This is a genomic window from Endozoicomonas arenosclerae (assembly GCF_001562015.1).
Lineage (GTDB): Bacteria > Pseudomonadota > Gammaproteobacteria > Pseudomonadales > Endozoicomonadaceae > Endozoicomonas_A > Endozoicomonas_A arenosclerae.
Window position 1 is genome coordinate 56,407 of record NZ_LASA01000051.1, and the last position, 23,357, is coordinate 79,763.

22 protein-coding genes are annotated in these 23,357 nt (G+C 47.2%); 9 read left to right on the plus strand and 13 right to left on the minus strand.

The genetic code is table 11. The features are described from left to right. Positions 1 to 86 precede the first annotated feature (86 nt). The gene (locus WG89_RS03465) at positions 87 to 1,493 is read left to right on the plus strand and encodes a hypothetical protein (protein ID WP_062261297.1); all 1,407 of its coding nucleotides are present in this window, start codon (positions 87 to 89) and stop codon (positions 1,491 to 1,493) included. Positions 1,494 to 1,617: 124 nt separating this feature from the next. Next, on the plus strand, positions 1,618 to 2,547 hold the full coding sequence (locus WG89_RS03470) for an SdiA-regulated domain-containing protein (RefSeq protein ID WP_062261300.1): 930 nt from the start codon (positions 1,618 to 1,620) through the stop codon (positions 2,545 to 2,547). On the opposite strand, the gene WG89_RS03475 is transcribed toward WG89_RS03470, so the two are convergent. The 3 genes from WG89_RS03475 to WG89_RS03485 are packed head-to-tail and all read right to left on the minus strand — an operon-like array spanning position 2,539 to position 5,424. Further along, positions 2,539 to 3,375, minus strand: coding sequence for a VOC family protein (locus WG89_RS03475; protein WP_153301410.1), 837 nt, complete (start codon positions 3,373 to 3,375; stop codon positions 2,539 to 2,541). The genes WG89_RS03470 and WG89_RS03475 overlap by 9 nt on opposite strands. Positions 3,376 to 3,404: 29 nt before the next feature. Then, positions 3,405 to 4,214: an aldo/keto reductase gene (locus WG89_RS03480; RefSeq protein WP_062261305.1), complete on the minus strand. Its 810-nt coding sequence runs from the start codon at positions 4,212 to 4,214 to the stop codon at positions 3,405 to 3,407. After that, a complete protein-coding gene (locus WG89_RS03485) occupies positions 4,207 to 5,424 on the minus strand; it encodes an NAD(P)/FAD-dependent oxidoreductase (RefSeq protein WP_062261308.1) in 1,218 nt (405 codons plus the stop codon). Before WG89_RS03485 ends, WG89_RS03480 begins: the two co-directional genes overlap by 8 nt. 159 nt (positions 5,425 to 5,583) lie before the next feature. Here WG89_RS03485 and WG89_RS03490 point away from each other — a divergent pair, with 159 nt between their 5' ends. The 7 genes from WG89_RS03490 (at position 5,584) to rsuA (ending at position 14,257) form a co-directional block, all read left to right on the plus strand. Continuing rightward, positions 5,584 to 9,447 (plus strand): SidE phosphodiesterase domain-containing protein, encoded by a 3,864-nt coding sequence (locus tag WG89_RS03490; RefSeq protein ID WP_062261312.1) that lies wholly within the window; start codon positions 5,584 to 5,586, stop codon positions 9,445 to 9,447. 107 nt (positions 9,448 to 9,554) lie between these two features. After that, complete coding sequence (pxpB, locus tag WG89_RS03495) at positions 9,555 to 10,256, plus strand: 5-oxoprolinase subunit PxpB (protein WP_062261314.1); 702 nt, start codon at positions 9,555 to 9,557, stop codon at positions 10,254 to 10,256. Next, complete coding sequence (locus WG89_RS03500) at positions 10,253 to 11,242, plus strand: 5-oxoprolinase subunit C family protein (protein ID WP_062261317.1); 990 nt, start codon at positions 10,253 to 10,255, stop codon at positions 11,240 to 11,242. Before pxpB ends, WG89_RS03500 begins: the two co-directional genes overlap by 4 nt. Continuing rightward, a complete protein-coding gene (locus WG89_RS03505; RefSeq protein ID WP_062261320.1) occupies positions 11,229 to 12,008 on the plus strand; it encodes a LamB/YcsF family protein in 780 nt (259 codons plus the stop codon). Before WG89_RS03500 ends, WG89_RS03505 begins: the two co-directional genes overlap by 14 nt. Then, positions 12,008 to 12,700 carry a Dph6-related ATP pyrophosphatase gene (locus WG89_RS03510; RefSeq protein ID WP_062261323.1) on the plus strand — a complete coding sequence of 231 codons (693 nt, stop codon included), beginning with the start codon at positions 12,008 to 12,010 and terminating at the stop codon, positions 12,698 to 12,700. The genes WG89_RS03505 and WG89_RS03510 overlap by 1 nt, the downstream gene beginning before the upstream one ends. Positions 12,701 to 12,812: 112 nt before the next feature. Then, positions 12,813 to 13,559 (plus strand): YccT family protein, encoded by a 747-nt coding sequence (locus WG89_RS03515; RefSeq protein WP_062261326.1) that lies wholly within the window; start codon positions 12,813 to 12,815, stop codon positions 13,557 to 13,559. Next, on the plus strand, positions 13,556 to 14,257 hold the full coding sequence (gene rsuA, locus WG89_RS03520) for a 16S rRNA pseudouridine(516) synthase RsuA (RefSeq protein ID WP_062261329.1): 702 nt from the start codon (positions 13,556 to 13,558) through the stop codon (positions 14,255 to 14,257). The genes WG89_RS03515 and rsuA overlap by 4 nt, the downstream gene beginning before the upstream one ends. On the opposite strand, the gene WG89_RS03525 is transcribed toward rsuA, so the two are convergent. From WG89_RS03525 to WG89_RS03570, 10 genes are all read right to left on the minus strand, one after another. Next, positions 14,254 to 14,787 carry a DinB family protein gene (locus WG89_RS03525; protein WP_062261332.1) on the minus strand — a complete coding sequence of 178 codons (534 nt, stop codon included), beginning with the start codon at positions 14,785 to 14,787 and terminating at the stop codon, positions 14,254 to 14,256. The genes rsuA and WG89_RS03525 overlap by 4 nt on opposite strands. Further along, entirely contained in the window at positions 14,777 to 16,015 is a 1,239-nt protein-coding gene (locus WG89_RS03530) for a hypothetical protein (protein WP_062261335.1), read from the minus strand. The genes WG89_RS03525 and WG89_RS03530 overlap by 11 nt, the downstream gene beginning before the upstream one ends. Positions 16,016 to 16,031: 16 nt before the next feature. After that, entirely contained in the window at positions 16,032 to 16,940 is a 909-nt protein-coding gene (locus tag WG89_RS03535; RefSeq protein ID WP_062261338.1) for a cyanophycin synthetase, read from the minus strand. Continuing rightward, entirely contained in the window at positions 16,937 to 17,791 is an 855-nt protein-coding gene (locus WG89_RS03540) for a D-alanine--D-alanine ligase family protein (protein ID WP_079253633.1), read from the minus strand. Before WG89_RS03540 ends, WG89_RS03535 begins: the two co-directional genes overlap by 4 nt. A 34-nt stretch (positions 17,792 to 17,825) precedes the next feature. Then, positions 17,826 to 18,344: a hypothetical protein gene (locus WG89_RS03545; RefSeq protein WP_062261341.1), complete on the minus strand. Its 519-nt coding sequence runs from the start codon at positions 18,342 to 18,344 to the stop codon at positions 17,826 to 17,828. A gap of 177 nt (positions 18,345 to 18,521) precedes the next feature. Further along, the gene (locus tag WG89_RS03550) at positions 18,522 to 18,992 is read right to left on the minus strand and encodes a YHS domain-containing (seleno)protein (RefSeq protein WP_062261344.1); all 471 of its coding nucleotides are present in this window, start codon (positions 18,990 to 18,992) and stop codon (positions 18,522 to 18,524) included. 172 nt (positions 18,993 to 19,164) lie between these two features. Further along, positions 19,165 to 20,109 (minus strand): CNNM domain-containing protein, encoded by a 945-nt coding sequence (locus WG89_RS03555; protein WP_062261346.1) that lies wholly within the window; start codon positions 20,107 to 20,109, stop codon positions 19,165 to 19,167. Between the two features lie 100 nt (positions 20,110 to 20,209). Continuing rightward, positions 20,210 to 20,698: a hypothetical protein gene (locus tag WG89_RS03560; RefSeq protein ID WP_172806697.1), complete on the minus strand. Its 489-nt coding sequence runs from the start codon at positions 20,696 to 20,698 to the stop codon at positions 20,210 to 20,212. A gap of 153 nt (positions 20,699 to 20,851) precedes the next feature. Continuing rightward, positions 20,852 to 21,421 carry a cobalamin adenosyltransferase gene (locus WG89_RS03565; protein WP_062261352.1) on the minus strand — a complete coding sequence of 190 codons (570 nt, stop codon included), beginning with the start codon at positions 21,419 to 21,421 and terminating at the stop codon, positions 20,852 to 20,854. A gap of 81 nt (positions 21,422 to 21,502) precedes the next feature. Beyond that, positions 21,503 to 23,356, minus strand: coding sequence for a TonB-dependent receptor domain-containing protein (locus WG89_RS03570; RefSeq protein WP_062261355.1), 1,854 nt, complete (start codon positions 23,354 to 23,356; stop codon positions 21,503 to 21,505). Position 23,357 lies beyond the last annotated feature (1 nt).

The window sequence follows — 23,357 nt, forward strand, 5'->3', positions numbered from 1 at the left end:
GTTTGGGAAAACTCATGGGGGGCCGGAAACCGGAAGGACGACCTCTATAATTAGCTGATAGCACTCAAAGATTCAGGGATAGAGTAATGGGTATTATCAGCGGCGGTGAAAAGATTCCCATCAGTCCATCATGGTCTGAACACGGTCAACAGAAAGTTGATAAACCCCAGGGTCGCCACAGGGGAGCTTCTGTTACGTCCATCGAAGATACCGTTCCCCAACAAGGAAAAGGCAAGAAACTGCCGAAAAAGAGCATCTTCTCCCGTGGCGTCAGCAGCCCTGAAAAAGCGGCTGCCAAACAAGCCAAAGCCACAGAGAAAAAAGCCGTAAAAGAGTTTGTAGCGGCTCTGGACGATGTCAAAAAAGCAGCAAACCGCAAAGACAGCACCCGCGAGTCGGTTCTAAAGGTTGTATCTCAACACGCCAAAAACCCTGATGAACTGGAAGACCTTTTGGCTAACCTCGCCAGAAAATCCGGTAAAGCCGCTGCTAAACCTCATGTTCAACAGGCCTTTCGAGAAGCCGGTGTTTCCATGATGGTGCTGAATGCTCGATATGAGGCTCATCAACCATTGAAGCATGCATCGGATAACGGTCTCTCCTTCAGAGAAGGTCTGGACAAGAGCATGGATCAGTTGAGGGCTCTGCGTAAGGAGCTCAATTTTGCTACTTTTCCTGACTCCATCAGAGACCAGCTAAAATCTTATCCTGCACTGGCCGAATGTCTGGTTTCAGAGCTCCCTAATTCACGGGGGTTTTCCCCTTCTGGCAGCCACTACCCAAGTACTCAAGCCCATACCATTCTTACCTGCCAATGCTTTGAGCAGGCTCGCCAAATTAAGAAAGATGTCGGCAAAGCTCTGGATAACCCTCAACTCCCCCCGGAAACAAGGGGTAAGCTTGAGAGCACCATGAAAGAAGTTCAGGAAATCCTGGAAGCCACACCAGAAGATCTTAGAAGTCTGGAATTGAGTTATGCCATTAAGGGAGAAGGCTCCTTCCTGAGCCCTGAATACACTCAGGATATCGATAGAAGAAGTCATATGGAGCCTGTTAGAAGAGGCTCATTCAGTAGAGAACAAATCTCCAGCAGACGAGAATCTCTTAGCCAGTCCAGACCTGTTCGAGAAGAGACTGTGCAATCCGAGGCAACACAAGCTCCCAAGAAACCCTCTGGCCCACCAAGAAGAGCTGCACCTGCTATTCCTTACCAAGCTTCTCTCGCAGCTCTGAAAAAAGAAAAGTCAGAGCTGACAGCTGAAGCAGACTCATTGCAAGGCTACTTGAATGACCTTCTGACTTATAGCAAGTCATCAGACTTAGTAAACCTTTTAGGTAAAGAGTTCTCTGCCCATAAAGACACAGGGTGGAGCTTTGGAGACTACGCATCCATGTGTCAGCATGCAGCTGAAGCCATTGTAAGTAACCCATCACTGACTCCTTCCGAGGCAATAGATGTGGCATATGGCAAGATGGGAACCTCTCATTCATAACCTCTTCCAAAGCCCATCTCTGATGGGCTGACATCCCTCTTTCACGAATCCTTCAACTTCCTTTCACCTTTCTTTCACAACCACCGCCTGATAATGGAAGTTCATACTTCCCGGAACAAACATCATGGTTGCTGCAAGCCTTCGGTCAGGATGGAAACAGACCAAGAACCATCCCCGATTTAAATGGGGAGCTATCGATTTCTCTGCAATAGCCGCCCTTGGCTCTGCTGGCTTGCTTTACTCCGGACAGCTGTTTTCCAGCCTGAAAGAGATACCAGAAAGCTCTCTCAAGCTGAATGATTACCAAACCGATATTGATGCTCTTGAAGTGTCCGGCGTCACTCACAATCTTTCAGGCATTACCTGGAATAGCCTCAGTCGAACTCTGTTTGCCGTTATTAACGGTCTGAACGAGATCGTTGAATTGACTCCAGAAGGAAAACTGATCAGAACCATTACACTGACGGGTTTCAAAGATGTGGAAGCCATTACCTGGACGGGTGGCAACCAGTTTCTGATCGTAGATGAGCGCAGACAGAGTGTTCACCAGATAAAGATTGATGAAAACACTCAGGACATTTTGTTTGAACAAACGCCTCAAATAACAGTCGGTATTCAGTCAGGAAAGAATAAGGGCTTTGAAGGCATTGCCTGGAACCCTGCTGAAAACCAGGCTTTTGTGGTCAAGGAGCGCGACCCGATGATGCTGTATGAAGTCAGAGGTTTCAGTCAGGAGGGTCTGGGGAATAACATCTCTATCCATACGACAGAAACAATTAATCGTGCACTGAGCCGTTCCAAGGATGACCTTTCAGGTTTGCACTATCACCAGCAAAGCGGCCACCTGCTGGTTTTAAGTGACGAAACACAACGCCTGACAGAGTTAACAAGTGAGGGTCAGGCGGTCAGCGAAATGGAACTCAGGGCTGACTTCCATAATCTTAAAGAGCCTATTCCTCAACCTGAAGGTATTACCATGGACGATGAGGGCAATATTTACATCGTCAGTGAACCCAACCTGTTCTATCGCTTTAGCAAAAGCCACTCAGGATAAATTCGAAGATCGAACCCGGAGAATGTAACCATCCGGGTCCTTCAGAGTAGATTCCTGTCCTTGAACTTCTGCTGCTTCACTTTGCAGTGTTAAACCCATAAATCCACTTTCAACGCGGGTGTGGTACCGGAAGCCTTCCTGTTGTTCCGTCCCATGGATATGCTGCAGCTCTAACAACGTATAGGGCCTCTGCCACAACCACTCTCTGATCTCTATGGCACCCACATCATCGGATACAGGCTGCTCTTCCATTCCGGAGAGAAAATAAAGCGTCATCTTTCGATCAGGAACTGCCTGCCTTGAAACAAGACGCAGACCCAGCTCTTCATAAAAAGCCAGACTCTGATCAATGTCCCGAGCCCTTAGTGTGGAGAGATTCAGACAAGCGGCATGCCAGACATCAGTCTTTAAAGACTCAGACAGTTTTGGCGTATTTTTCTTAAAAGTATGCTGAATGAGCTCAATACAATAACCATCAGGATCCTGAAGATGGCATAGAAAAGCGACATCGGGCACTTCAAAACAATCACCAATAGACGACACACCTACATCGATAAGATGCTTTCTGGTGTGTTGCAAATCAACCACAGAGATTGAAAACTTCCAATACCCTTCGGTGCGGCTGGGTTGTGGTGCTACCTTTGGTTTTTTACCCGGACAATAAACCAGCTCAAGAAAGGCACCCTGAGTTTCAGGGTAAGCCAGATAGCAGTGCTCAGTATCTCCAATCTGTTTACGAGACTGGAGACTCATGCCCAGCTTCTGACAATAGAAAGACAGAGATTGCTCAAGATTTGAGACCATCAAACAATGATGAGTGATTAGCACCCTGCCCTCCTTAAATCGCTCTGCCAGAGTCAAACACCCAACGTCTTGATGACCTTTGCACAGGTCTCAGCATTACTTTTCAGATGCTTGGGATTAATCGTACCAATTACTGCTGCAGAAGTTGCAGGGTGAGAAAAAACCAATTCCATACTCTTCTCAACCGGATCTTCCCCTTCAAGACAAGCATGGCCACTGGCCAAAGCTTTCTTGATCAGAATGCCCTTGCTGTTCTCAAGCGCAAAATCCAGAACCGGCTTTTCAGCCTGCTCTTTCAGGTTATACGTCACCATGGCAATATCAGACCGCTCAAGAGCCATAATGCCACCTTCTACGGTTTTGGTAGACATGCCGGAAGCCAGAATCTTGCCTTCTTTCTTGAGATCTTCCAGCACCTCCAGGCAGCCATACTGCTGAATAATATTGACGTCATCGCCACTGGAATGAACCAGAACCATTTCGATCCGATCAGTATTCAAACGTTTCAGGCTTCGTTCAATGCTAAAGCGAATATGCTCCGGGGTGAAATCAAAATGAGATTCGCCGTTTTCAAATTCTTCACCTACTTTACTGCAGATCACCCAGTCATCTCTCTGGCCTTTCAGCAGGGGACCCAGACGCACTTCACTGGTGCCATAGGCAGGCGCAGTATCCAGTAAATTAATGCCCAGAGACTTTGCCAGCTGCAAGAGTTCAAGCGCTTCACGATCATCCGGAATGGTGAATCCAGACGGGTATTTTACGCCCTGATCCCTGCCCAGTTTGACGGTACCAAAACCAATGGGTGAAACCCGGATGTCTGTTCCGGCAATTGTCCTTGTTTCCAGCCTGTAATCAGTCATGACAGTCGGTAAAAGCCTCGCTCCAGAAAGGTTGGCAGATCTCGGGGTGTTGAACATTTTCTGGCAAACCAAAACCTTTATTGCCAGAAGGCGACAGCTGTTCTTTATCCAGCACTTTCATCACTTCATCAGAAAGATTGGGTGCAAGTGCCAGCTTGGTTGGCCAGCTCACAATACCGTTCTCTGTTTCGTGAATAAAAGCCGCATCCGGCCTCAAGAGTTTGGTTTGCTTGGGCTCAGCCCTGTTTACAAACAATGTCGCCCATTGCGCATCATCAAGATTTACCCACGGCAGTAATGCCACCAGTTCTCTTCGGGCAACCCGAATCTGTTCTTCCGGCGTGCGCTCCATACCGTCCTCGGCAATCTCTCCACCCAGATACCAGACCCAATTCCCTTCACCATCAGGATGACTGGTGACCGTCATTCTCGGTACCGGCTTAGTACCGAGACAATGAGCAAACAGAGGCTCAGAATGGCGATGCCGAACCATAATCATATGCAATGGCCTTCTCTGCATAGCGGGCTCGGAAATTCCCCAGAGCTTCATCAAATCTTCAGTACCTTCGCCTGCCGTTGTGACAAACTTTTTGGCCCTGATCTGCAGGGTTTCTCCACCTACCTGATGCTCGATATAATCAATCTTCTTGCCGTCGGTCACAATGCGGGTGTTCTCTGCCCAGTCGACCTTGAGAATACGGCTCTCCAGTCCTTTCACCAGGGCCTTGATAACAGTACGGATATCCAGCACCACCTCATTCAACTGATAGACCTTGCCCCGAAAGCCTTCATGGCGAAAAATACCGGGAAAATCATCAGCTTTCTTCAGCTGCTCGACACGACCACGCAGTGCCTTACTGGCAAAAAAGGTAGTGAGCCGGGAACCTACATCTCCGGGAGACCAGAGATACTGGGACTGAGATAGAATATCCGCATCCGAAAGATCAACCTCATCCTCGCCCTTCAGGGCCTTGCGCCAGCGGTCGGGCATACCGGCAATGCATTCTGCGGCTTTGGTGAGGGTGCCTGTCAGAGTGTATTTAGTACCACCGTGAACAATCCCTTGGGACTTGATGGTCTGACCACCGCCAAGGGTAGCGTTTTCCAGAAGAAGGGCCTTATAGCCTTGCTGATTGAGGGTATTGAACAGCCAGAGACCGGCAATGCCTCCGCCAATCACGACAACATCTGTTTCTATGGTCTGGGTCATATAGAGTGGATCAGAGAGTAAGACAGGGAAAAGAATCCCTGCAGTATACGCCTCCTACCCGCCAGACACCAATACCGCCTGTGGCCCTTGAACTTTCGTACCTTTTGACTGTCCAAATCCTATGACCTGACAGCTGATTTTTGCTTGGGAATCAAGGATATGGATTCGGTAGGAAGAAGGGACACAAGCTCACCAGACTTATCTTCTGCAAAAAATACACATCCACCGGATGTGCCAGTGGACAGTTGTGTCCAGACTGAACCAAAAACCCCACTGCATCATTTCTCAGTTTCACCCGTTGAACCCGCAGCGAAGCTGTTAACGCCAACTCCCAAGCTCCTGAATGCAGACTTTTATGACGACTGTCAGGCTCTGGTTGATCGCTATCTGCACACGCCTCAAATAGAAAACCCAGTCAGTTGTGGAGAGATCCCCAGACCTATTCATGGGGCCCAGCACCTCTCCCGTTCAGCCTGCTGGATTCCGGTACTACTGGCCTGGAGGCAGAAAGCCGGTGATCCCGAGGCTCTCAAGTTGCCAAGAGAGGCTGTTCCCTGGTTGATGAAAGCCGCATTGCTCCATGATTCAGGCCGGGAAGGAGAGAACAAGGATTTACCCGTTTGGGAAGAAAAGAGTGCCATGAATCTGGAAAACCATCTTTTGGCTTCAGGATGCCCGCCAGAATTTGCCGCGCAGCTGAGTAATGCCATCGTCAACAAAAACCGCACAGAGGAAACGGGTAAAGCACGAGACAACCTCTTCGAAAAGCTACTCCATGATGCAGACTGTCTGGAAATAATCCGTTGCCGGTCAGAGTTCGACATTGGCTATCTGGATATTTATCAGGAATTCAAAAGTGATTTCGGAACATTAGACAACATTGTTCAGTTAGCTGATCAGGTTCGTTCACTCATCAGGCATCAGCATGATCTGGGTTTCAACTCAAGCATTATTCTCGCCCGTTCCAGCGATTCAAAAAGAGTACTCAAAACAGAGGTCTCCCAGTGTAAGGACACATTAGGAAAGTACCCCTTTGAATACGCAGAGAATGCCTTACTCTGTCAGGTTTTATGTCTGAAAAAACTGTGTCCTGACCTCTATCAAATGCTGGTCGAAGGTCTTGGTGAAACACCTGAAATAGCGCCCGGTGACTTGAAAGTTCGATACTACTCTAAAGCAATAAAAACACCGCTTCCCAATCAGATACACGACCCTCAGAGTAAGAAGGTATTCTCTGTTACTGACAACCTCTCTCCAGAAGCAGGCGCACACAGACTCTTGATGAATCAAATGGCCAGATCAATGGGCTTTGAAACTCCGGACTGCAAGCTCTATGTGCACAGCCCTTTTGAATGCAGCGTTTTAGAAGAATCTATAGATACGCTTGAGAACCCTAACTTTGATTGTATGCCTGAAGACATAAAAGCCCGTCTGTTTCTGATGGCTTCAATACTGGGTATATGGAACATCACTGAAGCGTGCAAAGTATTGAATGGAAAACTGTTCATTTATGATTTTTCAACAGCAGGTCTTTACGCCAATGGCGAGGCAAAGGTTGATAGCCAGTTCACATCCACTCCTTTCGAGCTGGAATGGTTTCGCCACCCTACTTTAGTGATTGACACTTTTCCTCAGTGCACTCCTGATATGCTGGCTCACTTCAGGAAAAACAAAGAGTTATTTCAAAGCCTCTCGGACAAATTCATTGCAGAACAGGCAGATCTATTGTCCAACCTCATCATCGGGGAACTGGAACAATGGATAGAACGGCTCGGGCCATTAAAATCCATCGATAGGAGACGACTCTACAGGACAATCAGTGAGCGTATTGCTTTTATTCAGCGTCGCTTTCCACCCTGCATTGCAGCCAAACCCAACCCCGAAACTGCTCGACTGAGAGTCACCTCTGCTTCACAGAGAGCCATTGAAGCCTCGGGAATCAGTGGCCACTGTCTGCCAGCAGCACCTGGAGACATACGTAATGGTGAACTTCGCCTTTACACCCTGCTGAATCAACATAACCAGCCTGTCACTGAAGCCTGGGTAAAACTCAGTCCAACAGCTTGCCGTCGTCTATCAGACCATCTTGGCCTCGCCACACCTTGGCATAGGCGAATTGAGATTCTGGATTTTTACATCAACCTGGCTTTCCAGAAAGACCACCAGACAGGCGTGCTTAGATCAATGGTGATGGATGACTACTGGCAACAGACTATTGATCAGTTACTAAGCCAGTGCGAGGAATGGCTGGAAGAAATTAATCATGAACACACTCGTTACCCTGATGATAACGTCACACAGCAGACTGAAGCGGCCATTGTTAACGCCAAAAAGTTGCTTCTGGAACTGAAAAGCAGGAAGGAAGGTGAAGACCTGTTTCTTGATCAAACCGTTCAATTTCCGGAATGGAAGCCTGAAGCAGGTTTCCCATCCCGAGTGTCTACTGTTGATGAAACTGGTCTTCAAAGAGATGAATTATATAGGCTTAAATACCACAACTCTGGAAGAGCCTGGGAAACCGGGAGAACGAAAAGCATAAATCCGCCTGAAAGCATGGATCAGGGTAAAAAACCGGTTCACTATGTTCAGCTGCCAAGATACGAATGGTTACCTGAAGAAGAAAAATGTATTGAGGCCAGACTGTTTGCTGACAACCTGCCAGACGATCGAAGTTTTACCGGCACCTTGCACTTGAGAGTTGAGGGGACGGGTAAGGATGTCAGCCAGACACTGGTGAATCACCTTCAAACTTTGGGCCTCAACATTCGACAGTGCAGTCTGGAAGATGCTCAGAAACAGTATGAAATGTCACTTAAAAGCTGCTTATCTCCAAATTCGTTAAAGTCACCTGCACCGCAATGGTTTCATTACTGCCATCTTTTAAATGGAAGACCTGTTTACTATCGGCCCAGAATGCCAATCGATCAAAAAATAGCGGACCGGGGTCACATTACCCTCCATGTATTCAATAACACTTTTGCCCGAGGCTATAAGTGTCAAACGGATGAAGATCGTCAAAAACTGATCACTGAAACCCGCGGGGTTTTGACTAATATCTTGCACAGTGGTCAGTCTATTGACTCCTATGTAGAACGAATCCGAAAAGGTTTATCAACCGATTCATCTTTCTGGCGTGCAAAAGAAATAAAAAGTGGAGGGGCAGCCCGCTCTTTTTCCGTATCAACAGACACTCGTGAAAAATTTAAGAAAAGCGTATATACCCAACTAAAGCCACTAAATCGTCGAAGGCTGGATGCAGTGACCTATAGCACATGCCGATTGGGACGAAGTAAACCCGAGTTCGTTCAGTTGTTTAAAGTGCTACCGGAACAGTTTACAGACGGTACAACCCTATATCTGGACAATGAAACATTTTTTGATGATATCTGCCTTGAAGAAACTCAGCCAGCTCATATCCCTGAGGAGATCAGTGTATCTGCAAAAAGAACTCTTAATGAAGATACTCTAAGATGGCCTGATGGACAGGACTTCAGAATAGGTCCACCTGAAGAGACCAACGAACAGGAATTCCTGCGAATAACCAACTCACTTCAATCTGACCTCCCCTTTCCTGAGTCAGTTATATCTGTGATCCTTGCTGCGGGTCCTCATCAATATGAAAAGCTTTGCCTGCAAAACCCGGACTTAAAAAAAGGTGTTGTGCAAAACCTGAATGGCATTATTTTTACTCCCGGTTCAACAATCAGGGGCTTCAGCTTTCAGAATGCTTCATTACAGAAAACCGTATTCAAGGGCGTCCAGTTCTCCAGCTGCAAGTTTGACAGCATAGATCTCAGAGATTGTGACCTTACTGATGCCGAGTTTGACGGTTGCCATGCAGCGGGGACACTCGTTTATCCTTACCAGCTTCTGGCAAGTAGACATTACATGGACAGGAAATCAGATTGTCAGGAATGGGTCAACCTGATGGAGGTATGGAAGCTGAGCACTGAGATATCACCAGAACAATTTAAAGAAATTAATGAAAACGATGGCCTGAAAGATCTTATCAGTTTCTCATAGCCTGCAAGCAGTCGGGCTATGAACCTTCACTTCCAACCCCATACTCTCGATTTCAATACCATTGCATGTGTTAGAATCCAACGAGACTTCAGGAATACGACAAGAATATGAATCATCCCTGCCAGTGCAGTCCCCTGGGTGACTCAGCCCTGCTGCTAAGTTTTGGAAATCAGATCAGTCCACAGATCAACCAGAAGGTTCATGCTGCCGCTGAACGTTTAAGACAAGCCAGATTAGATTCCGTCATAGAGCTGGTGCCCGCCTATACAACATTGACCGTTTATTATGATCCTTGTCGGATAACGTCTGGCCAGCCTTACGAAATGATAAAAGAACAAGTCCTGAACCGTTTGCAAAATCTCGAATCAAAGAAAGTGGGCACAGGCAAACTGATTGAAATCCCTACCTGCTACGACAAAGAATTCGCTCCCGATCTTGAACAGGTTGCAAAACATTGTCAGTTAAGCCCTGAAGAAGTGATTGGGCTTCACACCTCTGCAACCTACGACGTTTACTTCCTGGGTTTTGCTCCCGGATTCCCCTTTCTTGGGGGGATGAATAAAAAGCTGGCCACTCCCAGGCTGGAAAATCCTCGTCAGAAAATACCTGCTGGATCTGTCGGAATCGCCGGAGAACAGACTGGCGTCTACCCCCTGGCAACACCCGGCGGCTGGCAACTGATTGGCCATACACCTATCTCACTGGTGGATTTTGAGAAAGAGTCCCCCACACTGCTTAAGCCCGGAGACAAAATCCGGTTCAAAGCTATTTCCCGCTCAGAACATCAGGAAATGGAGACTTTGAGATGAGCCTGACCCTTTTAGAACCAGGCATGTTGACCAGTGTCCAGGACTTAGGGCGATTCGGATTTAGAAACCTTGGTTTTTCAACCAATGGCGCCATGGACACACTGGCCGCTAAAACAGCCAACCTGATATTGGATAATCCAGAGAGTGCCCCGGTACTTGAATACACTCTGACGGGGCCAACGTTGAAGTTCCATGAGCCTGCAGCTATCTGCCTGACAGGAGGTAATCCCGTTGCCACTCTCGATAATCAGCCTGTCGATTCTCACACTGTTATTTCCATTCAGTCGGGACAGATACTGAAAATTGGAAGTCTTCGCTCAGGATGCCGTGGTTATCTGGCCATTAAGGGCGGATTTCAGCTTCGTGAAACTCTGGGAAGCTGCAGCACTTACCTGAGAGCAGGAATTGGTGGCTTGGAAGGTCGTGCTCTAAAGGAAAATGATCAGCTCAAGTTCACACCCATGTCATCACAAGAAAGTCTAAAACATGAAGTGTCTTTAGGGCTTGAGTTCACACATTATCTGGAAGAACCCAAGTCCACTCTGCCAGTTCGCTTTGTCCGTGGTCCACAGTTTTCCTGGTTCTCCAAACAGGGACTGGAAACGTTTCTCAACCAGCCTTATTCCGTTCGCCCTGACTCTGATCGAATGGGCTATCGATTGTCGGGTGAGAAAATAGTCAGCCAGCACTCTGAAAGTCTGATCACTGAGGGTGCAACGTCCGGAGCCATTCAAATCCCTCCCGACGGGCAACCCATCATCCTGATGAGTGACTGTCAGCCAACAGGTGGTTACCCGAAGATGGGTAATATTATTTCCGTTGACCTGCCCAGAGTCGCCCAGTTAAAGCCTTCAGATACGCTGATTTTTCAGGAAGTGAGTATTGAAGAAGCACAGCAGGAACTGATAGAACAGAGATTCAGCCTTAATCGTCTGTCCATTGCCGCAAAACATTACTGGAAGCGCATCCAAGATGAATACCAATAAAGCTCTGACACTGGATCTTAACTGCGATATGGGTGAAAGCTTTGGCCAGTATGCCATGGGAAACGATGCCGGGATCATGCCCCATATCAGCTCTGCCAATATTGCCTGCGGATTTCATGCCGGTGATCCCGATACAATGGCCAAGACTGTAAAACTGGCACTTGAACATGATGTTGCAGTCGGCGCACACCCAGGCCTCCCTGATCTGACAGGTTTTGGCCGAAGAAATATGAGCATTACTCCGGCAGAAGCCTACAACATGACCCTGTATCAAACAGGTTCGCTTAATGCTTTTGTAAAGGCAGAAGGCGGTAAGCTTCATCATGTAAAACCTCATGGTGCCCTGTACAATATGGCCGCCCGTGATTCTGATCTCGCCAAAGCCATCGCTGAAGCCGTTTATCAATTTAATCCCGAATTGATCCTCTACGGATTAGCTGGCAGTTGCCTTATATCTGAGGCGAAGGCTATTGGCTTGCAAACCGCCAGTGAAGTATTTGCTGATAGAAGTTATCAGAACAGCGGCCAGTTAACGCCCAGGAATCAACCTGGAGCTATGATCGAAGACAAACAGAAGTCTCTGAATCAAATCAGCGATATGGTGCTTCATAGTCAGGTCGTATCTCTGGATGGCCAGACCATACCTATTCAGGCAGATACCTTGTGTATTCATGGCGACGGCCCATGGGCTCTGGACTTTGTCAGAGGCTGCGAGCGGTTTCTTCAGGCACAGGGCATCACCATTCAAACTATTCAGGCGCAGTAATGAATATTTCCCCCCAGGCATCATTGCCTTCAGCAGGGTCTCTATTTGCTTCTTCATGGAGTGGCGGCAAGGACGGCTGCTTTGCTCGTTGGGTTTCCAGTCAGAGCGGCGCAAAACCGGCCTGTCTGCTCACCATGCTCAAAGAGGGTGAACAACGAACCAGCGCTCATGGACTCCATCAGGATGTTTTGCAGGCTCAGACAGATTGTCTGGGAACCCCCATTATTTTCGGATCAGCCGGTTTTGGAGGCTACGAGCAGGGATTAAAGAAAGCACTGGCCACCGCAATAGAACAGTATTCCGTCAGCCACCTGGCATTTGGCGATATTGATCTGGATGCCCACAAAGACTGGTACGATCGGATTCTGGCAGAGACCGACATTCAAACCTGCTATCCACTCTGGCATTACGACCGTAAACAGCTTCTGAAAGATATGTTCTCCGTCGGACAGGAAACCATGATCGTCAGCGTCAAGAATGAATCCCTCGATGAAGGTTTTCTGGGCCAAATCCTGACACCGTCTTTAGCGGATGAAATTGAAGCCAAAGGCATTTGTCCTACCGGTGAAGAAGGTGATTTCCACACTCTCGTCATCAACGGTCCGGACTTCAAACAGCCTTTATCTGTTAAGAAAGCCGATATCTGGCAGGATGACTGGGGTCACTCTGTCCTTGACCTATCTCTCGCTTGAGTTGACCTGCAAGTTAGGACGGCATGGAAGCCCCTTGCTTTTACCCCCTGAGTCCGGCATGTTGTGCGTCTTCTCTTACCCTCATTTATATAAGTTGTAAAAGGGAACCTCTATGCGCTTTTCCATGAAGAACCATCGCTCATGGCTGAATAGACTCCTGGTGGCTACCCTCAGCCTGTTCATGGTTATGTCTGCTTCTGCAACAGAGACCAAGACCAAAGAAGCCACTTTGAAACTGCCTGTGAAATCCCAGCTGCTGGTTCTGGATGGTGTCAATGCCAAGGAGCTCGACATCAAGCCTGAGGCGAACAAGCCTTTTCCTCTCTCTGATGAGCGTCACCAGATTGTCTTCCAACTGTCTGATGTTGTCAGTGATGGAGGAGATCGGAATCGTTTCACTTCCAAACCTTTTATCCTGACGTTTCACCCTGTCACAGGTGAGCGCTACACCATCGACGCACCCAAGTTGAAGACCATGCGTCAGGCTGAGTCCATCAACAACAACCCCACCAGCAAAATCACGCTGATGAATGCCAAGGGCGAAGCCGTTCCCTTTGAATTTGCCATTCTGCCTACCAAGGGGATTCAGTTTGGCCGAAACTATGCGGCGGACGTCCAAAAGTTTAACCGTACAGACAGCCCGGCAGCTGCCAGCGAATTTTCCGGCATGGGTGTTTTTGCAGAAATGAACAACGGTTTTGCCAATGCCAAACAGGATGAAGGCATCTATGGTTCAGCAGCCAATAAAAGCTCTGACGCCAATATGAGTGCCAGCATGCTGCGCTACTGGTTTGAAAAAGCCGACCCAGAAACCCGAAAGGCCTTCGCAACCTGGGCCCAGGAACAAGTTGGCCTGTGAGACTCGATAAATTTATTTGTGAAAGTACCGAGCTGACCCGTTCAGAAGCCAAAAGACTTCTGAAAACCGGGTCGGTGAGTGTCGACGGCAGCATCGTTAAAAGCCCAGCCCAAAAGATCTCTGTTGACTCAGAAGTTCTAGTGGATGGAGAGCCCCTCTCCCTGGTTGGGTTTCGTTACATTATGCTCAACAAACCAGCGGATACGATTTGCACAACACTCTTGGGAACAAGAGCTGAAATGTATCCATCGGTCATTGAGCTGCTGGACGTAATCAAATCAGACCGCTTGAGGATTGCCGGTCGACTGGATGTTGATACCACTGGGCTGGTATTGATCACCGATGACGGTCAGTGGTCCCACAGAATCACTTCGCCTGGAAAAGAGTGCAGTAAACGCTACCGAGTTGAACTGGCTTCCCCACTGGATCAGTCTGCAGCAGAACAGTTTGCGCAAGGCATTCAGCTTCAAGGGGAGAAAAAGCTGACTCGCCCTGCCCAACTTGAGTTTGTTTCTGAACAGGAAGTACTGCTGACCATTCATGAAGGCAAGTACCACCAGGTAAAGCGAATGTTTGCCGCCCTGGGCAACCATGTGACAGCCCTTCATCGGGAACAGATTGGCGATATCAAACTCGACCCGGAGCTGGAAGCCGGTGAATGGCGTTACCTCACGGATGAAGAGATGAAATCTGTTTAGGAAGCCACCACCTGCCCTCTAGTAAAACTGGAAGTGGCAGGAGCCATACCCACGGAAGGGTCAATCTTGTTACCCGCAACTTTTGCAATGGTTGCCATCAGAGCCAGGTGATGGGTCAGATGGCTACTGGCAAAAATCAATTCTCTGGCAAGGCAGGAAGTCAGTCTTACACTGCTGCTTTGTGACAGTAAAACCTCAGTTTTCAACTCGGTTTCAGTGGCCAGACCTTCTGCCTTTAATCCACTTAACCATTGCTGCAACTCTTTCAGCTCTGCCAGCCCGGCATTCTTCTCATGCTCCAGCAACAAACCTCTGCGTCTCAGGTCATAATCCACCACACCTGCTTCTGCTGGAGAACGAATGGCCTGATAAAGATCCAGAACATGACGCAAGTGCTGACCTATCGTGCTTTGAAAAAGTTCTGAATCCCTGAAGCGGTAATCATCCGCACTCAAACCGGAAACAAAACCAATCATCTGTTCAACAGCTTCCTGATTGCCCTGGAGTATCAACTGAAAATCAGTATGCATGGTAAGAATCCCCTTTTCTTTCAATCTCTATAACGTTTTTATTAGAAAAATATTTTTCTTCGGTCTGCCAGCAATAACGGAAATAGGCTAAAGCCAGAATGGATGAAACTAAATAAACCGCTTGAAGCGACTCTAAAGGTGGTTGTCCTTCACTCACAAAATGAGTCATCAGCAAGGCCAGCGCACCAAAGAAAACAGCAACCCCCAGCTGTGAGCAGTAGCTCTTCAACAAAAGGTAAGCATGAGTAGTCGTTTTATCGGCACGATCGAAAAACACTTTGTTGAATGACAACCGGAATAAGCTGGTCAGGAAAGCGACAACCAGAATGAGCGCATATTGAAGCTGGGTTGATAGCGTGTCATCCACCAGCCCTCTCAATAACCAGCTGAAGGCATACAGAACAATGGCGACCCGTAGAAGCTTGATAGCCGCCATACGATCAATAAAAGTCTGAACCAGCTTGAACAGTGCGGCTACAGCAATGGCAAGCACCACCATTGTGCCCCCCAGCTTCAGCAAACTTTCCTGATTGATAAAATACAGTGACAGAGTCCAGAAATAACTCTCAAGAAACAAAAACAGACCGTCTACAAAAAAGATCCTGCGAGAACCAAAACCATCACGAAACTCAAGAGTTTTTGAAAAGCTGACCGCAGGAGCCTTAAAGGCAAGGTTGATCTCATCAGCCACCTTCTTTCGAAAAGTTTGAGCAATACCTGCCAGAGAAATCAGGGAGCTGAGAACGAGCAGTGTTGTGTAACTGGACTGCTCCAGTAAAAAAGCACCAGAGACAATACCCAGCTTCAGGAACACTGCCACCAGTATCTGAAAGTTGCCGAAATGTTGACCCGAATTACGATCATGACTGATCGATTTGAATAACAGCCGCTGAGCCATCCAGTAACAGCAGCCATAGACACCGTTCAGAATGGCTAATAGAACCAGACTGGTTGTGCCGCCACTGGTTTCCTGCTGGAAGAAAAACATGCCTGCCACCAGCACAACTTCTGTCATAAAAGAAGCCCTGACCATCCAGAGACTTCCCTTTCCAGATCTCAAATACTCCCAGGCCCACAGGGACATGAAGTAGGCAACACCTGACAGGGCAATAAATACTGCAATATCTTCCAGTGAGTAGCCTTGCTGCCATAGCAATGTCGGCAGGAAAAACGGCAGCAACCCGACCAGAAAAGCATGGAGTCCTGAGAAATGGAAAAAGTAACGCACAACGGACCTCCCAGTCTCAGAACACATCAGCCTGGGCGACCTGGAGCTTATCCAGATCTTCAAACACCCCGGAGATGTCTTCCTTCTGCCCATATCTTGGGAAGTCATGCATCTTCACAAAAGGTCGTGAATTCACTTCCAGAAGAATGCTTTTCTGATCCTTGAAACTGTGCTCAATACCTTTTTCCATAATGACATCAATGCCGAGAATGTTGGCATCAAAGGTATCCAGTACCTTTTCCATCAAGCGGATATTGTCACTGGCGACTTTGTTAACCGGAATGGTTTCAATCACCCCGCCTGGAGCCAGAGCAATCCGGTGGAAGAGTTTGACCTGTTCCTGATCTTTTGGAATCGAGTTCAGATCATAGCCCTGTTTGGCCAGAAACTTTCGGGTCTGCTCTCCCTTCTGCAGTGGATACATGCATTCCAGCAAGCCCATCTCTTCACGGATGGCATTCTCTCGACCAATCAGAGTACTGATCGAATCCTTGCCATTACCCTGAACAAACGGGGCGTATCTTTGAATGACCGATACTACTTTGCCATTGGCTACCAGCACTCGATAGTTCTTACCCTCCAGGTATTGCTCCACGACACTGGATGGCCACCAGATCTTGGCCAGTAACGCCGCTTTCCAGAGTTCCCGATAATTTCTGATAGGGAAATAGCTGCCTCTGGAGAAGCCACCGACATTCGGTTTTACCACCAGAGGAAAACCATGCTGCCTGGCAAAACGAATAGCATTCATAGGGTTGATGAAGATCTCGCCCTGGGCATGGGGAATATCGTTTTCGCTGAAAGCAGTCCTGGCCTGTGCCTTTGAACGACAGCTCTTGCGAACTTCCAGTGAGTTGTACTGGGTGCAGCCATTCATGAACTTCTGGCTGATGTAGCTGTAAACCGCTTTTTTAATGAATTTCACAGCACCATCTCCTCTTCTGCCTTGGCTGACAGCTTTTTAAAATTCAGTCGGTTCAGGAAAAACAGTTTCCTGAAAAAAATAGATTTCTGCTCCTGGGCTTTCGGAATTTCGTCCGTCACTTCAGCCAGCTGACGAGTCAGTTGCCCCATCAGCTTGAACTTTTTGAATGCGCCCAGATTCCGGCTTAACAGTGCCAGTGGCATCGGCAAAAACAGATTAACCTCGAAGATTTTGAAATCCCCCCGGGCGATAGCTTCAATGCTGTCAGCCCGAATGCCATACCGCGCCATTCGGAACTGTCCTGCCTGGCTCAAATGCAGACCAAGGTTCTCAGTCTGCTCCTTACTCAGTTCAGAAGTTTTATCCAGATAAAAGGTTTCGCTGTTGTAAATGCCATTCACAGGATGCGAGTCGTTACTGGTGTTTAACACTTGTGTTACGGATAAGGTTTTGAAACTCTTCGTGGATTCAAGAGAACGAATAACAAACACTTCAAATTCTCTTTTACCCTGCGCCCCCTCCTGAATCAGGTAAGGCACACTGTCTTGACTGCGACTCGCTCGTGCTGCCTCCAGCTGAATATCATTGTCAATTCGAATGACTCCAGCCGAGTTCTGCCCCCACTCAGGTTTCAGAAAAACCGGATAGTGCTCTGGCTTTATGCCATCGGTATCGAGACTCTGTTTTAAGCGCCAGCGTCTTGGAAGACTCTGATCCATATCCAGCTTTGAATAGAGACCTTTTGATTCATTGAAGTACTTGGCATTGAGTTGAAAGAACAGCCAGGGCTTCACTCTCAGTCTCACCGCATGCCAGATAAACCCCAGGACCAGCAACGAACGAATAATCATAATGACCACTTCCTGATGTAGTTGTCCTGAGGCGTTAAGCCGTGGCTCTCGCCAGCTTTTCTTCACGCAAAAGAGTGAAGTTTGCAAAAGCCATCATCAGACCCAGCACCAGAATCGAAGCCGCTGCGTAAAACAGTGAACCTCCATCACTTTGTCCCTGATGCAGTACTTCGATACCCAATGGCGTGGCCAGGTGAAAGAAAACAGCGCCGACCATGATGCCTGACGCAGCCAGTCCCCCGAGGGTGTGAATCAAGCTCTGACTCACTTTACTTTCACCGGTACCCAGCTTGTTTTTAATGAACAAAATGATGGGGAAGAACAGCAACAGACTAACGGTCAGCTCAGCCATTCCTACAGCAATGGCTCCGTAACTGCTGAACCATTCACCGATGGATACGCCTATTACGCCCTGCATCCACTGACCAATGGTGCCAAAAATATGTTGGGTATCCGGATGCCCGGTAAATTTGTAAGGCAGAGAGAAGAGAAAAACCTTGGCAATCCAGAGAATCGTTAACCAGCTGAAGATTTGTATAATTCGCTTTTTCATGAGACCGATCCATTTCAAAAAGACAAAAGAGTCCTGTGGTCAGTCACAAAGGAAGCTGACCTTGTTCTACCAGCTCAGGGCTGTATTGGGGTAAGTGAGCAAAGTGTCAGCTGACTGTTTTTATATCCTTGTTGACGCCTTTGCTCAGGGCTTGATAAAGGACAAGGCTTTCAGAGATTAATTAATCACTTTGGGCCAGTTCTGATCACCTTTCTCTATGAGATTGGTTTTGTCTTTAAGCCACTTGTTTTGAATGGATTCGTTGTAATTCAGGTAAAGCTTGCCATCTTCAATGGTCCATTGATGTGGATCTGCGCTGGCAGTATCACCCTGGGCAACGGCCCATGCGCAATAACCACCGTATTGAGGGGCATACTTTTCAGGGTTATCCAGAAACAGTTTTTTATGCTCGGCACTTTTGAAGTACCAGGTAGCGTCTTTGTATTCGGTAGTGAATTTGTCAGACCCTTTTACTGGTTTACCCTCTGTGAAGTAAGCCACCGGATCATAGCCACTGACGGCTTTATCGCTGAAGAAGCTGGTATAAACATCATCTTCAGCCATTGCCTGAAATGAGAAGAGAAGAGTCAGTGCCATTATCAGCCTGGCCCATACCGCAGTGATTGTTGATTTTCTTGGCGTGGTCATTTTTTGCCCCTCTGACATTCGAAAATGATTGTCCTTTGAATGGATATACGACAAGGAAAATTAAATGGTTTCAGAGAGGAGTAATAAAAATTAAATACAGGCGGACTGTCACTTAGTTTACATATCAGGATAAATGAGCGGCAATGGGTTGAATTGAGTGCAATGGCAGGCTTCAGGAAGCCTGCAAGATAGCCTGATAGACCTGCTTGGCTGTCACCATTCGAGTCTGTTCCGGGTTCTGGCCAGCCAGAAGTGCCACTGAAGCACGTGCTTTACCAAAAGCTTTAACCGCATCAAGAAGAGTATTACCCTCATCAAGAAAGATAACCTGACGAGCCAGATCTCCCACAGTCTTGTGAGAGTGTCCATTCACCAGACAACTGGTGATATGGCGGTACAAGACTATACCCACCACCTTTTCATCTTGCACCACCAGATAACGCTTGTAACTGTGTCTGCAGATAAATTCCTGAACGTCATCCACTTTTGAATCAGAAGACAACCAGACCATGGGGCCATCTTCCGTCGTCAGTGCCGCCAGGGTTTTCTGATTCATTTTCAGAGCCAGTTCAGCCATCTTACGCTCTTCTCGTTCAATCACCCCGGATTTGTTGAAGTGACGGATGATACCTTTCAGCTCGTCACGACTGGGCTCCTGAGCTTTCTCAATCCTGAATATTCTGGCCCAGATCAGAGTCATCTTAAGCAAGGGTCTTAATACAAAGCAGATAATTCGAACGAAACGGGCTGAATGATTGAGCACTGCCTCAGCCATCTGGACCGCAAAAAGCTTGGGGAGAATTTTGGCAAACACCAGCATGCAGTAGGTCAAAAGAGCTGTAAACACCGCCAGACCCGTATCATTGAAATGTCTGGCTGCAATAGCGCCGATCAAAGAACTGCCGGCGATACTGATCAGGGTGATCAACATCACCATGGAGGAAAGATGAGCCTCCTTGTTCTTGATGACATACTTAATGTCTGCCCGGTTGACAGGCTTGTTTCTAAGAATGGTGGCCAGCCTGAGATCATCGACATAAATAATGGCAGATTCAATAATCGAGAGAATAGCTGTAACAACAACAATCAGGCAGGCAACAGCAACAACCAGAAGCATCCTTGCTCCTCCATTTTTTCATTCGTGGGAATAATCCTTTATCGGTCACCTCATTAATAAGTTTATATGAAGATTTGATGACGAGAGACTGATTTCGCTGCTAGTAAAAGCCTTTTTTAACGAAGGCTACGTTCGAAATATACTTTTTCTTTTGCTCTGCACGTGACAAGGTCACTGTACCTATAAAGTGATCATTGTCGGGAGAAAAAGCCAACTCAATACGACCTGTTATCCCTTCAGGAATAGACTGACTACCCTGCCATTGATAGGTAAGGTAGCCATACTCTCCGCTTTTCTTGCAATTAGACAATTGTTTTTCCTGATCAAACTCAGGCTTAATCAGCACCAGATAAGTTTCGTTATTGATTTTATCGGTGATGGTCAGCATCGCAATGGTCGAGTCATCCTTATCGGTAATATCTAGAGAAAGATCCAGATAATCAGTCACTGCATTATCAAAACGACCTTCTTTATTCAAAGTACACTCAAAAGCTGCAAAACTGTTAGAGCTCAACATCAGAAAAACTAAAGCAAAAATCTTTGAAAAAAGGCGGGCAAAGGATAGAGAAAAAAGTCCCTTTCTCATCATGGTCTCCATTTTTTATTATTTTTTTAGAACCACTTTCCTATCCTAAAGCGAAATTTCCTACTTACACAACCTTTTTCGCAGGCAGACTGTTTTTAAAAATCTTCCATCACTCCCCTTTTAGCACTGCATAGTGACGAAAGATTTTTCGACCGCTCAAGACTGTCGTCTTAATTTCGAGGCAGGTTTAGACTTATAACTCTTGCTGACGTACTCCGGCTCCTTGATCCCCAGTCGTCCATTTATGACCACTGTTAACCTGAAAAACAGATTACAAAGCATGTTGGCAAAACGATGTAAAACATCAGGGACTTCTATTCCCTGAGCATCAACCAACACCATTGCCCGGATGGCTTTTTTACTGAGTGAACGGCAAGTATGAAGCAACTGAACCGGACGAGGACCTCGCGGCAGCACAAACCCTTTAATGCGTCCGGCAATCTCTTCCTGATAGCGATCAAAATGGCCTGCCAGCCACTCAATCTGTTCTTCAAAAATGGCCTGCTTGCCCCGAATAGATGCATTCAGATGAAAAATCTTGGGCTGAAGCTCACAGAGAAAATCGTAGATATCCTGAAATCGATCATCCCCTTCAAGCTCATAAATTGCACCACCCAGTGTCGTACAAAGTTCATCAGTAATAATCTCGTGATCACACAGGGGAGAATGTTCATAGATAAAGGGATAGCAAAGCTCCCGGATGTCTTTGGATTTCTTGAGTGTCATACTAACCACCTTATTAAAAAGGCTCTCACTCCAAAGGAGAGAGAGCCTGAGAACACACTACAAACATTAAGAGCTGAGAATTTACAGTTCAGGAGTCCAGGTCACGGTTACAAAAGCGCCCAACGGCTCACCTCGATAACCATTCACGGACTGATAATCTTTTTCCAGTAAATTCACAACTTTCAGGCCGGTCTTCAGCTCTGGAGTAAATTGATAACTCAAGCGTAAATCAACGGTTCCAAAACCTGATACCTCTGTATCGTTAGATGCATCAGCATAGGACTTACCTTGAGCTCGGAAGGTAGCACCCAGACCAATTTTACCGAACTTCTTATCAAAATCCGTTGTGAAGAGCTGTTTGGCTCGATAGATCAGAACCTTACCCTTATTCACACCTGAACGATTTTCAGGATCAAGCAAAGACAAGCTGGAATTGATATCCCAGCCAATGGCTTGTGTCTGCAGAGTAAACTCAACACCACGAATTCTGGCATCTTCAATATTTACAGGCATGCTTACTTTACTATCGTAAGCAATCATATCGTCCATTGTGTTTTGATAAATTGTGGCGGACCAATCGACAATATCGACTGAACCCTTTAAGCCCGCTTCAATATTCTCGGACGTCTCAGGCTTAAGGTTTGGATTGCTACTACCTGGATAATAGAGATCCCCCAGTGTAGGTGCTCTGAAAGCAGTACCGTAGGAAGTTATAAAACGCAGATTATCAGTCAGATCCATACCAAAAGAGGCACTGCCTGTCGTTTTATATCCATATGCTTCGTTTTTGTCTTTTCTCAATGACAATTGAAGATCTTTTCCATCAAAAGAGGAAGAGTTTTGAACAAACACCCCAGCGTTATATCTAGAGTCCTCATTGTACTCTCTGTTGCCATCATAGGTTTCGTTGGAGTAATCAATACCCGCTGTTAGCAACTGAGACTCATGCCATGCGATATCATTCTTCCAGCTGCTGGAATAGCGTTTGGTTTCGCTCCAGTAGCTATCCGTTGTCTCACCTGTTGACTGATTTTCGCTCTTTCCCTGAGTAAGCTCTTCTGCATAACCCACTTCAAGACGCGAGCTCCAGATATCATTGACAGCCAGATCTGCGAACGTACTGACATTGGTAATACGGAACAGATTAAAAGGCTGCGTAGCATCGGATGGGAATGAAGGGCTGTTGTCGTATTCGGACTTACCCTCAGAGTGAGAAAAAGCCAACCCTATTTCGAGGTCATCAGAGAACCGATTAGAAAGGCTGCCAAAAACTGACTTATTTCTATAGGCGTCATTATCATCACCATTTTCCTTTGGAATAGTGAAGTTATAACCACCCGTCTCATAAACGTTAGCACCGAGGTTGTAACGCAAACCATCTGACCGTCCGTTAAGAGTAAGCCCATACTCGCCTGTATTTCGACTACCACCACCTACTTTTACTTTCAGGTGTGGCTTCCCTTCACCTCTACGCGAGAAAATCTGAATAACACCACCAACAGCATCGGCACCATATAAGCTGGAACGTGGGCCTCGAACAATCTCAATACGCTCAATATCTTCCGGGTCCAGATACTGGAGCGGAGGAACACCTGAGCTGGCAGAGTTTATCTTCATACCATCCAGCAAGACTAAGGTCTGAGCTGTTTTCGTACCTCTGAGATAGATACCCGGAAGACTTCCTGCACCACCACTGGCTGCAACCTGCATACCTGGAGTCTTACTCAGAAGCTCAGTCACACTCGTAGCCTGACTGCGCTCAATATCTTCACGGGTAATCACAGTAACTGCAGCCAGGGCTTCATCAACGGACTGCGCTGTTCTGGAAGCCGTGACAACCACTTTGTCCAGCTTGGTGACTTCTTCACTGGCCTGAAGTGTTCCAGCCAGACCTGCTGTTGCCAAGGCAACAGCAACGCGTAGTGTACGAGACATG